Consider the following 14,408-nt stretch of genomic DNA (forward strand, 5'->3'; position numbering starts at 1 on the left):
TCTGATATCAACCAGACATCGACGCATGGCATGACTTTCCTGTTCCAGGGTTTTACCTGCAGCCGCAAGCCGTTCGAGCCGGTAAGATGGTCATCCTTTAGAAAAGATGCGGGTTCCCATGTCCAACGACGCACCCATCGGCCCGGGCCGGCCCAAGGACCTGGCCAAGCGCGAGGCGATCCTCGAAGCGGCCAAGGCGCTGTTCCTCAGCCTTGGTTATGCCAACACCAGCATGGATGCGGTCGCTGCGGCGGCAGGTGTTTCAAAACTTACCGTGTACAGCCACTTCACCGACAAGCAGACGCTGTTCGGCTCAGCGGTCATGGCCACCTGCCAGATCCAGCTGCCCGACCTGCTGTTCGAGTACCCCGATGGCGCCCCGGTGGAAGAGGTGCTGCTGAGCATTGCCCGCGGCTTCCAGGCGCTGATCAGCAGTGACGAAGCAGTCAAGCTCTGCCGCCTGATCATGGCCCAGGGCAGCCTGGACCCGAGCTTCGGCGAGTATTTCTACGAAGCCGGGCCAAAGCGCGTGCTGACGGGGATGGAAGCGCTGCTGCGCGAGGCGCATGCGCGCGGGCTGTTGCATATCGACAACCCGCTGCGGGCGGCGGAGCACTTCTTCTGCCTGGTCAAGGGCGCCCCGGATTATCGCTTGCTGCTCGGATGTGCAAGGCCGCTGGAGGGCGATGAGGCCGAGGCGCATGTGCGCGAGGTGGTCGCGGTGTTCTTGCGGGCATTTCAACCCTGATACCACTGGGTTGCAGGGGCGGCCTTGCCGCGAAAGGGCTGCGAAGCAGCCCCGGCAATGTTTGTGGCGCAGCTGAAATCTGCGGGCCGCTGCGCGCCCCATCGCGACGCAGGGCCACTCCTGCAGGGCTATTGCAACCCGTGGGGTTCAGGCCTTCAGCGCCTTCTTCGGGTAAATGTCATACCGGCTCGACTTGCCCTCCAGGCTGTGGCTCGGTTTCGGCCCGTCGATGATCGGTGCCTTGCGTGGGCGCTTCACCACCACTCGGTGGCTGGCCAGCGCCAAGGCCGCTTCAAGCAGCGCCGGGGCGTCCAGGTCATCCCCCACCAATGGGCGGAATACGCGCATCTCCTTCTTCACCAATGCGCTCTTGTCACGGTGCGGGAACATCGGGTCGAGGTAGATCACCTGCGGCGCCTCCCCTTCCCAGGCACGCAGGCGCTCGATGGCATTGCCGGTCAGCAGGCGCATGCGCCCGACGATCGGCGCCACCTCTTCATCAGCCCGGGCCCGCGCCAGGCCGTCCTCCAGCAGCGCGGCGATCAGCGGCTGGCGTTCGATCAGGGTCATCTGGCAGCCCAGGCTGGCCAGCACGAAGGCGTCCTTGCCCAGACCGGCCGTGGCATCGAGCACCTGCGGCCGTACCCCCTGGGCAATCCCCACGGCCTTGGCGATCATCTGCCCGGTGCCACCGCCAAACTGGCGCCGGTGCGCAGCCTGGCCCTCGACAAAGTCCACCCGTACCGGCCCCGGTGCCTGCGGGCCCAACTGCTGGATCTGCAGGCCATCGACACCGACCTGTACGGCAAACCCGGCGGCCTCGTCCCGTAGCGGCAGGCCGAGGCGTTCGGCCCACGCCGCAGCTTGCCCCTCGAATTCCGCCGACAGTGCCTCGACCCGGATACCTGTGCCCTGCTCTTCCATCATTCACACCTGAAAATTGAACCCAGCCATTAAGGTATCGGCCATCACGGCCGATACAGGCAATATTCCGCTATTCTGCCAGAGCACAACGCGCGCGACTGCCCATGACAGATACTCTTCCCATCGGCCTGACCTACCTGTCGCCTGTCGGCAACTACAGTCAGCACAACACCCAGGCACTCGGGGGCGTCAGCCACCTGTGGCAGGATTTTTTTGCCCGGGCGATGGCCGAGCAGCAGGAAGAGCCAGCAGATAGCGTCAGCCAGTCGTTCGTCCGTCATGATCAGGACACAGGTGAACCCATCGGCGGTGCCCGTGCCCTGGCACTGATCGACGCGCAGCGGTCCTGCCCGGTGCAAGACACCGTGGTGGCCCCGCCCGAGCCCTTGTTCCTGCCCAAGGCCGAACTCGAAGCCAACCTGCTACCACCCGCCCCCGAGCCATTCAGCGCAGTCGAACTGATCGAGCAGCAACGTCAGCTGGATATCAGCAACAGCTGGCTACGCCCGGTGGTGATGAGCCAGGGCCAGCCGCTTGCCGAGCCTGGCCCGGGCCCAGCGCCACGGCCGTTGTTCCTGCCCATCGCCGAATTCGAGACCGACCTGCTGGACCCGGCACCCGAACCGTACGACGACAGCACCCTGGCCAAGCAGCAGACCGAGCTGGCGTTCGACCTGCACTGGGCGCGCCCGGTGGTGCTGAACAACGTGCGCGTGCACGCCTGATAGCCTGAGGCTAGCGGCAGATCTGCCAGCGCCCCATATCCAGGTGAAAGTGGTCGCGGTGCGCCGCGTTGTAGTCTGGCCCCAATACCGTGCTGAAACTGTCGCAGGCCGCCTGCTGGACCTCGCGCAGGAAGTCCGCCTTGCGCCCGCCCGCCTGCCAGTCACGCGCCAGCACGATACGCTGACCGTCCTGTAGGCGAAAACCGCTGATATCCAGGGCGTTGGCCGTGGCGTGCTGGCTCAGGCTGCCCTGTTTGCGATGGTACAGGTTGCGGCAGGCAAAACTGCCCAGGTGATCGACCTGGGTTACCGGCTGGCCCAACACCCGCTGCGCCACTGGCTGCAAGCCGTGCTGCTCGAACAGCGCGTAGGCCACTGCCTGCGGGCAACTGGCGAGGAAGCTGCTACTCAGCCGCGCCTGGCCGCCTTCGATGCGCCATACATTGTGCAGCGGGCAGACGGCCGCTGGAGAGCTGTCGGCTTGCGCACGGTAGCGCAGGCGGCTGGTTGACAGCGCCTGGCGACACAGTAGCGGGTCATCTCGCAGGCGTGACAGCTTGTACGGGGTGAGCAGGTTGGGCGGCTGGCGCACGTCCAGCGGAGCCCAGGGGTTCCACACCGGCGGCGGACGCCAGCCGAAGTGCCAGGCCAGGCCGGCCAGTGCCAGCAGGCCGACCAGCAGCGTCGGCACGACCCGCATCAGCGGCGGAACAGCTCGTTGAGCTGGGCGAACGGCAAGGCCTGGTCAGCGTAGCCGAACGTGCCCTCTTGGCGAATTTCCAGCGCGGCCCGGTGCAAAGCCCCCAGCGCGGCGCGGGCCAGCGACGAGCCGACACTGATGCGGCGTACACCGAGGTCCTGCAGCTGGTTGACGCTCAATGGCACGCCTGGCATGCCCATCAGCACGTTGACCGGCCGTGGCGCAACGGCTTGCACCACCGCACGGACTTCCTCGACAGTGCGCAGCCCGGGCGCATAGAGCACATCGGCGCCGGCTTCGGCATAGGCCTGCAGGCGCCGGATGGTGTCGTCCAGGTCCAGGCGGCCGTGCAACAGGTTCTCGGCCCGCGCGCACAGGGTGAACGGGAACGGCAGGCTGCGCGCGGCGTGCACAGCTGCGCGCACACGCTCTACCGCCTGCCCGAGGTCATAGATCGGCCTATCGCTACGGCCACTGGCATCTTCGATGGAACCGCCCACCAAGCCCACTTCGGCAGCGCGCAGAATGGCCTGGGCGCAATCTTCCGGCAGGTCGCCAAAGCCGTTTTCCAAGTCCGCCGCCACCGGCAGTGCCGTGGCATCGACGATTGCGCCAGCATTGCCCAGCGTATCGTCCAGGCTCAAGGCGCCTTCGGCATCGGGCCGGCCCAGGCTGAAAGCCAGACCGGCGCTGGTGGTCGCCAGCGCTTCGAAGCCCAGGCTGGCCAGCAACTTGGCAGAGCCGGCATCCCACGGGTTGGGGATGACGAAAGCACTGTCACGCTCATGCAGTGCCTTGAAGGCTTCGGCTCGCAGGGTTTGCACATCCATGGTTCAACCTCCGGCAGTCAGGAGCGCTCATAGTAGCCCCAGTTGTTCGACCTCGGGCGCACGCGGCAATTCCGGCAGTGCGGCAAGCCCGGGCAGGCGGCGCATCAGGCGATGGTGAAAATGCTGGGCCAGGGCAGCGGCCAGACGGTTGTCCGAAGTGTGCAGGAAGATGTACGGGCTGCGGCCTTCCTCGATCCAACCGGCCACCTTGTCCACCCAAGGGGTGAGAAACGCCTCGTTGGCCTCCAATTGCGGATGGCCGATGAAGCGCACCTGGGGGTGCTGGCTGAAAGCTGCGGGGCGTGGCGGTACCCTGGGCTTTTTCGCTTGCGCATGCAGCACTGCCGGGTCGCGCGAGGTGCAGCTGAACAGCGCACGCGGGTCCAGGCAGATGCGCTCCACGCCACGCTCGTGCAGGAGGCGGTTGAGCAGCCGCTCTTCTTCACCCTTGGCAAAGAAGGCCTGATGGCGCACTTCCACCGCCACCGGCACCACAGCCTCATCGAGAAACTGGCAAAGTTCGCCCAGCCGCGCCGGGCCGAACTGGGCCGGCAACTGTAGCCAGTACGGCGATACACGCGGCCCCAGCGGGGCCATCAGGCGGGTAAAGGCGAAGGCGGGTTCGAGTTGCTCGCGCAGGTCGCCGGCGTGGCTGATATCCCGGGGAAACTTGGCGGTAAAGCGGAAATGCTCGGGCATCACCTGCGCCCAGCGGGCGATGGTGCCAGGGGCCGGGCGCGCATAGAAGGTGGTGTTGCCCTCGACGGCGTTGAACACCTGGCTGTACAAGCCAAGCATTTCATTGCTGTTGGCGTCGGCGGGGTACAGGTAGTCACGCCAAGCGTTTTCGCTCCAGGACGGACAACCGAGAAAATAAGGCAGGGGGGATGGCGTCATCCCTCAAATGTACAGGTCCAGCCCCAGTACTTCCATGTCCCAGTCGGTAAAACCGGCGGTGCTCAGGTAGCTGGCCAGCGCCGTGGCGGTGCGACGGTCGCGCGCACGGGGGAAGATCATGTCCTGCTGGCGGGCCGGCAGGCCACCGCTGCGACGGCGCGCAGTGGCTTCCTGAGGCGTGGCTTCAGCCTCTTCGACCAGCTCGGCATCGTCGATGGCCTCGTCACGTACCGCAGCCTTGCGCGGCGTGCGCTTGATCGGGTAGGACTGCGGGGTAAAACCGTCGATACGCATGGCATCAGCACTCAGGATCGATGATGGCAATTTAGCAGCATCAGGCATCCATCGCTAATGCTCGAGTGATAACTGGACCACAGATCGCGCAAAAGGTTTTCGGCTGTCGGCGCTAACCGACGAACAGCACTCAGAATTTTTTCGGCGTCGCCACGTTGTCGCGCAGGTACACCGGTTGCGCCTGCTCGGCGGCGATCGCCTCACCGCGCGCCCAGGCGAAGCTGGCCAGGCTGAGAATATCCACGGCATTGGGCAGGGCACTGGCATTGCTGGCCGCCACTTGCACTGCCAGGCGCTCGGCATAGCCCCAGCCGGTGCCGGCACCGAACCAGTCGCCACTGCTGCCTGCCGGCAGCGCCACCTGCTCGGGTGGCAACACCGCCTCGCGGCCAACCAGGCGCATTTCGCCCGCCGTGGCCTGGTAGCAACCCCAGTACACCTCGTCCATGCGCGCATCGATGGCGGCAGCCACCTGCTGCACGCCTTGCTCGCGCAAGGCGCCCTGGGCCAGGGCGGCCAGGTTGGACACCGGCAACACCGGGCGCTGCAGGGCGAAGGCCAGGCCCTGGACCACGCCAATGGCGATACGCACACCGGTGAACGCACCCGGGCCGCGGCCAAAGGCGATGGCATCCAGCGCATTCAGGGCCACGCCAGCGTCAGCCAGCAACTGCTTGATCATCGGCAGCAGCTTCTGCGCATGCATGCGCGGGATCACCTCGTAATGGCTGGTTACCTTGCCGTCATGCAGCAGCGCGACGGAACAGGCTTCGGTGGCGGTGTCCAGGGCCAGCAGGGTGGTCATCGAACAGGTTTCCAGGTGCGAAGAAAAAAGAGCGGCAGTATAGAACAGTGGCGGCGTCGTGTCCCTAAAGGGCCGCTGTGCGGCCGAAAACGACCACGGCCCGCAAGCGGGCCGTGGTCGGGGGCGTCAGGCGCTGATCAGCTCAGGGCTGCCAGGACCTTGGCGGTGATGGCTTCGACCGAGCCAACGCCTTCGATGTGGCTGTACTTCGGCTTGCCACCATTGGCAGCCGACAGCTTCTGGTAGAAGTCCACCAGCGGCTTGGTCTGGCTGTGGTAGACCGACAGGCGATGGCGAACGGTTTCTTCCTTGTCGTCGTCGCGCTGGATCAGGTCTTCGCCAGTCTCGTCGTCCTTGCCTTCCACTTTCGGCGGGTTGTACTGAATGTGGTAGGTGCGGCCCGAGGCCAGGTGCACGCGACGGCCAGCCATGCGGCCGACGATTTCCTCGTCGTCCACGGCGATTTCGACCACGGCGTCGATGTCGACACCAGCAGCGACCATGGCTTCGGCCTGCGGGATGGTGCGTGGGAAGCCGTCGAACAGGCAGCCCTTGGCGCAATCAGGCTGGGCGATGCGCTCCTTGACCAGGCTGATGATCAACTCGTCGGAGACCAGCTGGCCGGCATCCATGACTTTCTTCAGTTCCAGGCCCAGCGGGGTACCGGCCTTGACGGCGGCACGCAGCATGTCACCGGTGGAAATCTGGGGGATACCGAACTTCTCGGTGATGAACTTTGCCTGAGTACCTTTACCGGCCCCGGGAGCTCCCAGCAGAATTACGCGCATCTCGTGCTCCTCAAATTTTTTTATGAAATTCAATGGATTCGGCGACCAGGGCCAAGTCCGGAAAATCGGGTATGACCATAAATCGGTCAGAAGGCTGCTCAAGATACACAGCGCCCGGCAGCCAGACAAGCGTCCCAAAGTTGCAGGAATGCGCCACCTATGGCTTGCCTGGCTGGCGGTTGCGCCCGGCGCAACCGCCCTCCTCGTGCAGCTGCATGCCATGCCTGGCATGCACCCGGGATACCCTGCGCCGGCCCTCAGCCGGTATTGCGCAGGCCCGCCGCGATCCCCGCCACGGTGACCAGCAAGGCCTGCTCCAACGGGCTGTCCAGAGCGGCTTCGCGGCTGCGCGAGCGGGCCAGCAACTCGGCCTGCAGGCGATGCAGTGGGTCCAGGTAGGTGTTGCGCAGGCGGATGAATTCCAGCGTCTCGGGGCTGTGCGCCAGTAGCACCGGCTGCCCGGTCAGGCCCAGCACCACCTGGCACGACTGCGACAATAGGTCGCGCAGGTGCGCGCCCAACGGCAGCAAGTGCGGTTGCACTAGACGTTCGTCGTAGGCTTCGGCGATCTGCGCATCGGCCTTGGCCAGCACCATCTCGAGCATGTCGATGCGGGTACGGAAGAATGGCCATTGCTCGCGCATCTGCGCCAGCAGTTCGCCCTGCCCCCGGGCCAGGGCGTTGCTCAGTGCCGTTTCCCAGCCCAGCCAGGCCGGCAGCATCAGGCGGGTCTGGGTCCAGCCGAAGATCCACGGGATCGCCCGCAGGCTTTCGATGCCCCCGGCGCGACGCTTGGCCGGGCGACTACCCAGCGGCAGGCGCCCGAGTTCCTGCTCCGGCGTCGCCTGGCGGAAGTACTCGACGAAATCGGGGTTGTCGCGCACCACGCTGCGGTAGGCCTTGACGCCATCGGCGGCCAGCTGGTCCATCACCTCGCGCCAGGCCGGCTGTGGCGGCGGCGGTGGCAACAAAGTGGCTTCGAGCACGGCGGCCAGGTACAGGTTCAGGTTCTGCTCGGCGATGCCCGGCAAACCGAACTTGAAGCGGATCATCTCGCCCTGCTCGGTAGTGCGGAACCGCCCCGCCACCGACCCCGGTGGCTGCGACAGGATGGCCGCATGGGCCGGGCCGCCACCGCGGCCAACCGTGCCGCCGCGGCCGTGGAACAGCAACAGCTCGACCTGGTGCTCGGTGCAGATGCGTACCAGCTCTTCCTGGGCCCGGTACTGCGCCCAGGCCGCTGCGGTGGTCCCGGCGTCCTTGGCCGAGTCGGAATAGCCGATCATCACTTCCTGCGGCCCGCGCAACCCGGCGCGATAGCCCGGCAGGCCGAGCAGGCGCTGCATCACCGGGCCGGCGTTGTCGAGGTCGGCCAGCGTCTCGAACAAAGGCACCACGCGCATGGGCCGGGTGAGGCCGGCCTCCTTGAGCAACAGTTGCACCGCCAGCACATCCGAAGCGGCACCCGCCATGGAGATGACGTAGGAACCCAGCGAGGCCGCCGGCGCGGCGGCGATTTCCCGGCAGGTGGCCAATACCTCGGCGGTGTCCGCCTGTGGCCGGAAATGGGCCGGCAGCAGTGGCCGGCGGTTGTTCAGCTCGGCCTGGAGAAACGCGATGCGCTGCTCTTCATCCCAGTCGGCATAACGGCCCAGGCCCAGGTAGTCGGTTATTTCGCTCAGCGCATCACGGTGGCGGGCCGCGTCCTGGCGCACGTCCAGGCGGCCGAGGAACAGGCCGAAGGTCACGGCGCGGCGCAGGCAATCGAGCAGCGGGCCTTCGGCAATCACCCCCATGCCGCATTCGTGCAGGGATTGGTAGCACAGCTCCAGCGGCGCGATCAGGTCGCGGTTGTCCACCAGCACGTCGGCACCGGCCGGTTGGCTGCCGGCCAGGGCCGCATGCGCCCAGGCCCGGGTTGCCCGCAGGCGCTCGCGCAACTGCTTGAGCACGGCCCGATACGGTTCGGCGCTGTCGCCCACCCGCTCGCGCAGGGCCGCGTTGGCCTGCTGCATGGACAACTCCGAGGCCAGTGCATCGATGTCGCGCAGGAACAGGTCGGCGGCCATCCAGCGCGCCAGCAACAGCACCTCGCGGGTGACCGCTGCCGTCACGTTGGGGTTGCCATCACGGTCGCCGCCCATCCAGGAAGCGAAGCGGATCGGCGCGGCTTCCAGCGGCAGGCGCAGGCCGGTGGCCTCCAGCAGGGCCTTGTCGACCTTGCGCAGGTGGCTGGGGATGGCATGCCACAGCGAATGCTCGATCACCGCGAAGCCCCACTTGGCCTCGTCCACCGGCGTCGGCCGGGTGCGGCGGATTTCCTCGGTATGCCAGGCTTCGGCAATCAGCCGGCGCAGGCGCTCGCGCACCTGCTGGCGTTCGCTCGCGGTCAGGTCGCGGTGGTCCTGGGCGGCCAGCTGGCCGGCGATCGCGTCGTATTTCTGGATCAAGGTGCGGCGCGCCACTTCGGTGGGGTGCGCGGTGAGCACCAGCTGGATATCGAGCTTGGCCAACTGCCGGGCCAATGCATCGTTACTGTGGCCCGCCTGTTTCAGGCGCGCCAGCAACTCGGGCAACACCCGGGCTTCGAACGGCTCGGGCTGGTCGGCATCGCGGCGGCGGATCAACTGGTACTGCTCGGCCATGTTGGCCAGGTTGAGGAACTGGTTGAAGGCCCTGGCCACCGGCAACAGGTCTTCTTCGGCCAGGTCGGCCAGGGTCGAACTCAGTTGCTCGGCAGCGCCTCGGCGGTCGGCCTTGGCGCTGTGGCGGATGTCCTCGATCTTCTGCAGGAACGCCTCGCCATGCTGCTGGCGAATGGTTTCGCCTAGCAGTTCACCCAGCACATGGACATCTTCTCGCAAACGCACATCGATATCGGTCATTGGCCTTTTCTCCGCCGCGGCTGTGGGACCTCTTCTGCTGAAGAGTGCCCACAGCCGGACGCCAATGGCAAGCCGTGGTCAGCCAAAGCAAACTAAAGTGAAAGCACAGCACTCCCAAGCCATGCAGACCAGCAGGCGTAAACAGAGGCCATCATGAAAATCCGTGAACTTGCCCAGCACTGGGAACAGAATGCCGCCGGCCCCCTCAGCCGCACCGGCCATGTCTTGCACCTGGACCTGGAATCCGAAGCGCGCCTGGCCGCGCTGATCGACATGTACCCCAAGCGTACTGCGGAGGAACTGCTCGGCGAACTGGTCGCTGCGGCCCTGGAGGAGCTGGAAGCCAGCTTCCCTTATGTGCAAGGCCGGCAGGTCATCGCCACCGACGAGGAAGGCGACCCGCTGTACGAGGACATCGGTCCTACCCCGCGCTTCCTCTCCCTGTCGCGGCAGCATCTGCACGACCTGAGCAACCCCGCCGCCGACAGCGAAAAATGATCCCCTGCGTTCTGTTCCGGGCCCGGCAAGGCCCGGAATACCGCGCCAGTAGCGGAAAGTTCCGGTCATGCGAGCACTGACCGATCAGTCAGAAATAGTTGCCTGAAAACGGCACTTTTTTCTGAACTATCCGAAAAACGACCCAGTCACAGCCAATAGCCATCACGCTAAAACCCTGCACACCGTTGTGCACCGTTGAACTGAAGCGCGCGGGGGTCAGGGAATAGCGATGGACTGCTACGGACAACGTCGTAAACAGGAGTGATCCAATGGAACTGACCACCAAGAAAACCCGCATTTGCAAACCGTCATCCACGCAGGTGCGCGGGTTCAGGCTGGCCGCGCTGGCCCTGGGCAGTAGCCTGGTCCTGGCCGGCTGTGCAGGCAACCCGCCGACCGAGCAGTATGCGGTGACCCAGTCTGCCGTGAACTCTGCCGTCAGCGCTGGCGGCACCGAGTTTGCCGCCGTGGAAATGAAGGCGGCCCAGGACAAGTTCAAGCAGGCCGAAATCGCCATGCACGACAAGAAGTACGACGAAGCCAGGCGCCTGGCCGAGCAGGCCGAGTGGGACGCCCGCCTCGCCGAACGCAAGGCTCAGGCGGCCAAGGCCCAGAAGGCCGTGCAGGATGCCCGCCAGGGCGTTCAGGACGTACGTGAGGAAGGCCTGCGCAGCGCTCAGTGAGCCCTGCCCCGCCAACCTCTGCCTTCGCACACGATCAAAGGATGAACACTATGCGCAACCACGTCATGATTCCCGCCCTGCTGGCCCTGAGCGTCGGCCTTGCCGCCTGCTCGCACGACCCGAATGCCAACCTGGAAGCGGCCCGCAGCAACTTCTCCGCGCTGCAGAGCGACCCACAGTCGAGCAAGGTCGCGGCGCTGGAAACCAAGGACGCCCAGGACTGGCTGAACAAGGCCGACAAGGCCTACATGGAGCGTGAGGACGAGCAGAAGGTCGACCAGCTGGCCTACCTCACCAACCAGCGTGTCGAGGTGGCCAAGCAGACCATCGCCCTGCGTACTGCCGAAGGCGAGCTGAAAAACGCCTCGGCCCAGCGTGCCCAGGCCAAGCTGGATGCCCGCGACGCGCAGATCGCCAAGCTGCAGGAAAGCCTCAATGCCAAGCAGACCGACCGCGGCACCCTGGTCACCTTCGGCGATGTGCTGTTCGACTTCAACAAGGCCGAACTCAAGAGCAACGCCTACCCGAACATCACCAAGCTGGCGCAGTTCCTCCAGGAAAACCCGGAGCGCAAGGTGATTGTCGAGGGGTATACCGACAGCGTCGGCTCGGCCAACTACAACCAGACCCTGTCCGAACGCCGCGCCAACAGCGTGCGCATGGCGCTGGTGCGTGCCGGCGTCGATCCGGCGCGCATCGTTTCCCAGGGTTATGGCAAGGAGTATCCGGTCGCGGACAACTCGAGCAACTCGGGGCGTGCGCAAAACCGTCGCGTGGAGGTGACCATCTCCAACGACAACCAGCCGGTGGCCCCGCGTTCGGTGAGCCAGGTACAGCAGTAAGGCTGCCTACCTGAACTGACAAGCCCCGCGATCGAAGCGGGGCTTTCTTTTGCCTGAACTGGCCTCTTCGCGGGCGCGCCCGCTCCCACAGGTACGGCGCCAGTTTCGAGCTTTGCGCGATCGCTGTGGGAGCGGGCGTGCCCGCGAAGAGGCCAGCACAGGCAATGAAGTTCTAGGATCACTGCACCTGCTGCGGGGTTTCCTCGCCCATGCAACGCACCGCGCGCTTGCGGTTGTCGACCAGCACGCCGGTCAGGCCTTTCTGCTGGGTGTCGAACAGCACCAGCACCCCGTCCACGCACTGCGCCACCTGCGCTGCCGGGTCCAGCGAAACCTTGTAGTCCTCGCCCGGGATGGTCTTGAGCATGGTGAAGTCCTGCAGCAACAGGGCATCTTCGGGCTTGGCGAAATGCAGGTAACCGTAGTACCACAGGGCCCCCACCGTCACGATGATGCTGCCGATGCCGGTCAGGATCAGCGGGATGGCGTTGCGTTCTTCACTCATTGCTTGTTGTTCTCGTCAGGGTAGTTGGGCACTTCGGCCAGCCGCCGCAGGCCGTTGAAATGGGCAGGGTCGTCGAGGAAACGCAGCATCACCTGGCGCCAGGTCGGGTCGGCGAAGGTCTGCACGTGGCCCCCGCGCGTCAGTTGCAGCACCCGTGGTGGTGGCGCGTGCTGGTACAGGCGAATACCGTTGTCCAGCGGCACCAGGGTGTCGTCGATACTGTGGAAGAACAGCTTGGGCGGGCTGCGCAACTGCTCGATCGAGTGAATCGCGCTGTCGCCATCCGGCACCAGCCACGACAGCGGCACCTGCAACGGCCAGGTCATCCAGGAGGTGCTGAGGGCAAAGCGCCCGACCGCCCGGTAGCTGGCCGGCACGCCATCGAACACCAGGGCGCTGAAGCGCTGGCGCTGTTCAGGATGTGCCGCCAGGTAGTGGATGGCCATCGCCCCGCCCAGGCTCTGCCCCAGCAGCACCAGCGGCTGGCCCTGGACCTCCGGCGCCTGGTCCAGCCAGGCCATGGCCGCCGCAATGTCCTGGTACACCTCAGGCAGGCTCGGCTCGCCCTGGGACAGGCCATAGCCGCGATAGTCGATCATCAGCACCTGGTAGCCCTGCTCCGGCAGCCAGTAGCTGCCGCCAAGGTGCCCAGGCAGGTTGCCACCGTTGCCATGCAGGTGCAGCACCGTGCCCTTGACCGCGACCCCGGCCTTGGCCGGCAACCACCAACCGTGCAAGCGGATACCGTCGGCCGTGGTCAGGCTGATATCACGGTACTCGAGCCTGGCCCGCTCGGGTGTGAATGGCTGGCCACGCTCGGGATAGAACAGCAAGCTGCTGCACCCCCCCAGCACCAGCACGGCCAGGCCCAGGGCCAGCAGGCGGCAGCACTCAGAGAATGTTCGCGTAGTCGGCTTCAATACGGTCCAGGCTCAGGTGGTTGAGGAAGTTGGAGAAACACATCCAGGCTGACAGCGCGTTGAGGTCACGGAACTGCTCGGGCAGGTACTTGGGCGGCTCGACCAGGCCCTCCTCGACCAGCTGGCGCAGGGTGCGCATGTCTTCCAGGGTGGTCTTGCCGCAGAACAGCAGCGGAATCTGCTCGAGCTTGCCCTTCTTCACGGCCAACTGAATGTAGTTGTAAACCATGATGAAGCCCTTGAGGTAGGACAAGTCCTTGGTAAATGGCAGGCCGTTGGGCACCGAGCCGCGGAACACGCGGCTGGCGTTGCTGTAGCTTTGCGCCATTTCGAAGCCCTGCTCACGGAAGAAGCCGTACACCTGCATGAAGTCGGCGCCCTCCTCGACCATGTGGATGGCGCGGGTGCGGTTGGTGAGCTTGCGCAGGCGGCTGGGGTATGAAGCGAAGGCGATCACTTCCATGAGGATGGCCAGGCCTTCCTGGGTCACCGTCGACGAGGGTGGGCCCTTGGCCAGGAAGGTACAGATCGGCTGGTTCAGGCCATTGAGCGTGGTGCCCACGTGCACCAGCCCTTCGTGCACCTCCAGGGCGCGTACGTCACGGGCATTGAACATGGCGTCGGCGCGTACCTTGATGTAGTCCGCCCCGGCCGCGGCGTCAGCGACGATACCGTCGGACTCGAACACGCGGATGGTTTCCTCCGCTTCGCCGAACACCTTGTTCAGCCGGCGCTGGAGGATGGCCACGGCTTCCTTGGCAGTGAGGTTCTTCGGTTCGTCCTTGAGGTCACCAAGGCCATCGATGTTGTTCAGGTAGTCCGACAGCATCAGGCCCAGGTCGGCCAGGGTCGGATCACCGGCGTGGAAGGCATCCGAGGCCGCGCCGTACAGCTCCTGGGAAATCAGGCCGAAGTCTTCGGTGCCGCGCGCCTCGAGCATGCGGATCACCATGCGGTACTCGCGGCACATGCGCTTCATGATCTGCCCGACCGGGTTGAACTGGCCAAGCTGGCGGATGATGTCGCGCTCGATGCCCTGGAACTCGGCCTTGACCGCACTGGAATCGAACGACAGCGGGCGCGACTGATAGTAGGCATGGTCGACCGCCGGCGGCTCCTTGCCCTTGGCCTTAAGGAAGCCCTGGCGAATGTTGTCGTCCCACTTCACCGCATCCAGGACCCGGATCGGGGTCTGCGCCGCGACGATACGGTCGGACAGGGCGCGGATGGTTTGCTGGTATTCGTCCACCGGGGACTCCTTACTAGTACAAGAAACCTGTGCCGGCCTCTTCGCGGGCTTGCCCGCTCCCACAGGAACGGCGCCACAGTCAAGATCAGCGCTGTACCTGTGGGAGCGGGCAAGC

Annotated in this window: 16 protein-coding genes; 5 read left to right on the forward strand and 11 right to left on the reverse strand. The window is 65.4% G+C overall.

Translation table 11 applies throughout. The features are described from left to right. Positions 1 to 106: 106 nt before the first annotated feature. Positions 107 to 748, forward strand: a complete 642-nt coding sequence (locus tag QSV36_RS22885; RefSeq protein ID WP_289134683.1) for a TetR/AcrR family transcriptional regulator — start codon at positions 107 to 109, stop codon at positions 746 to 748. Between the two features lie 147 nt (positions 749 to 895). Here QSV36_RS22885 and QSV36_RS22890 read toward each other — a convergent pair whose 3' ends face one another. After that, positions 896 to 1,672 carry a class I SAM-dependent methyltransferase gene (locus tag QSV36_RS22890; protein WP_289134686.1) on the reverse strand — a complete coding sequence of 259 codons (777 nt, stop codon included), beginning with the start codon at positions 1,670 to 1,672 and terminating at the stop codon, positions 896 to 898. A gap of 104 nt (positions 1,673 to 1,776) precedes the next feature. Between QSV36_RS22890 and QSV36_RS22895 the strand changes: the two genes are divergently transcribed. Next, a complete protein-coding gene (locus tag QSV36_RS22895) occupies positions 1,777 to 2,397 on the forward strand; it encodes an energy transducer TonB (RefSeq protein ID WP_289134688.1) in 621 nt (206 codons plus the stop codon). A 10-nt stretch (positions 2,398 to 2,407) separates the two neighbouring features. Here QSV36_RS22895 and QSV36_RS22900 read toward each other — a convergent pair whose 3' ends face one another. The 7 genes from QSV36_RS22900 to ppc form a co-directional block, all read right to left on the reverse strand. Next, a complete protein-coding gene (locus QSV36_RS22900; RefSeq protein WP_289134691.1) occupies positions 2,408 to 3,097 on the reverse strand; it encodes an extensin-like domain-containing protein in 690 nt (229 codons plus the stop codon). Beyond that, the gene (locus QSV36_RS22905; protein WP_289134694.1) at positions 3,097 to 3,927 is read right to left on the reverse strand and encodes an isocitrate lyase/PEP mutase family protein; all 831 of its coding nucleotides are present in this window, start codon (positions 3,925 to 3,927) and stop codon (positions 3,097 to 3,099) included. Before QSV36_RS22905 ends, QSV36_RS22900 begins: the two co-directional genes overlap by 1 nt. Positions 3,928 to 3,954: 27 nt before the next feature. Then, on the reverse strand, positions 3,955 to 4,824 hold the full coding sequence (locus tag QSV36_RS22910; RefSeq protein ID WP_289134697.1) for a DUF72 domain-containing protein: 870 nt from the start codon (positions 4,822 to 4,824) through the stop codon (positions 3,955 to 3,957). A gap of 3 nt (positions 4,825 to 4,827) precedes the next feature. Then, the gene (locus QSV36_RS22915; protein ID WP_225776583.1) at positions 4,828 to 5,118 is read right to left on the reverse strand and encodes a hypothetical protein; all 291 of its coding nucleotides are present in this window, start codon (positions 5,116 to 5,118) and stop codon (positions 4,828 to 4,830) included. A 130-nt stretch (positions 5,119 to 5,248) separates the two neighbouring features. Then, entirely contained in the window at positions 5,249 to 5,923 is a 675-nt protein-coding gene (tsaB, locus tag QSV36_RS22920) for a tRNA (adenosine(37)-N6)-threonylcarbamoyltransferase complex dimerization subunit type 1 TsaB (protein ID WP_289134699.1), read from the reverse strand. A gap of 137 nt (positions 5,924 to 6,060) precedes the next feature. Next, entirely contained in the window at positions 6,061 to 6,711 is a 651-nt protein-coding gene (gene adk / locus QSV36_RS22925) for an adenylate kinase (protein ID WP_046616115.1), read from the reverse strand. A gap of 257 nt (positions 6,712 to 6,968) precedes the next feature. After that, positions 6,969 to 9,596, reverse strand: coding sequence for a phosphoenolpyruvate carboxylase (ppc, locus tag QSV36_RS22930; RefSeq protein ID WP_289134701.1), 2,628 nt, complete (start codon positions 9,594 to 9,596; stop codon positions 6,969 to 6,971). Positions 9,597 to 9,749: 153 nt separating this feature from the next. Between ppc and QSV36_RS22935 the strand changes: the two genes are divergently transcribed. The 3 genes from QSV36_RS22935 to lptF all read left to right on the forward strand — a co-directional run bounded on the left by QSV36_RS22935 (position 9,750) and on the right by lptF (position 11,619). After that, positions 9,750 to 10,094, forward strand: a complete 345-nt coding sequence (locus QSV36_RS22935) for a pilin assembly protein (protein ID WP_225776579.1) — start codon at positions 9,750 to 9,752, stop codon at positions 10,092 to 10,094. A 269-nt stretch (positions 10,095 to 10,363) separates the two neighbouring features. Beyond that, positions 10,364 to 10,777: a DUF4398 domain-containing protein gene (locus QSV36_RS22940; RefSeq protein ID WP_225776578.1), complete on the forward strand. Its 414-nt coding sequence runs from the start codon at positions 10,364 to 10,366 to the stop codon at positions 10,775 to 10,777. Between the two features lie 50 nt (positions 10,778 to 10,827). After that, the gene (gene lptF / locus QSV36_RS22945; protein ID WP_289134704.1) at positions 10,828 to 11,619 is read left to right on the forward strand and encodes a lipotoxin F family OmpA-related lipoprotein LptF; all 792 of its coding nucleotides are present in this window, start codon (positions 10,828 to 10,830) and stop codon (positions 11,617 to 11,619) included. 178 nt (positions 11,620 to 11,797) lie between these two features. Here lptF and QSV36_RS22950 read toward each other — a convergent pair whose 3' ends face one another. Genes QSV36_RS22950 through QSV36_RS22960 form a run of 3 tightly spaced genes read right to left on the reverse strand, consistent with a single transcriptional unit; the run spans position 11,798 to position 14,293 of the window. After that, positions 11,798 to 12,124 (reverse strand): PA3694 family proteiin, encoded by a 327-nt coding sequence (locus QSV36_RS22950; RefSeq protein WP_012270795.1) that lies wholly within the window; start codon positions 12,122 to 12,124, stop codon positions 11,798 to 11,800. Continuing rightward, positions 12,121 to 13,044, reverse strand: coding sequence for an alpha/beta hydrolase (locus QSV36_RS22955; protein ID WP_289134709.1), 924 nt, complete (start codon positions 13,042 to 13,044; stop codon positions 12,121 to 12,123). The genes QSV36_RS22950 and QSV36_RS22955 overlap by 4 nt, the downstream gene beginning before the upstream one ends. Next, a complete protein-coding gene (locus tag QSV36_RS22960; RefSeq protein ID WP_289134711.1) occupies positions 13,016 to 14,293 on the reverse strand; it encodes a flavohemoglobin expression-modulating QEGLA motif protein in 1,278 nt (425 codons plus the stop codon). Before QSV36_RS22960 ends, QSV36_RS22955 begins: the two co-directional genes overlap by 29 nt. Positions 14,294 to 14,408 lie beyond the last annotated feature (115 nt).

Source organism: Pseudomonas sp. BCRC 81390, assembly GCF_030341915.1.
Classification (GTDB): Bacteria; Pseudomonadota; Gammaproteobacteria; order Pseudomonadales; family Pseudomonadaceae; genus Aquipseudomonas.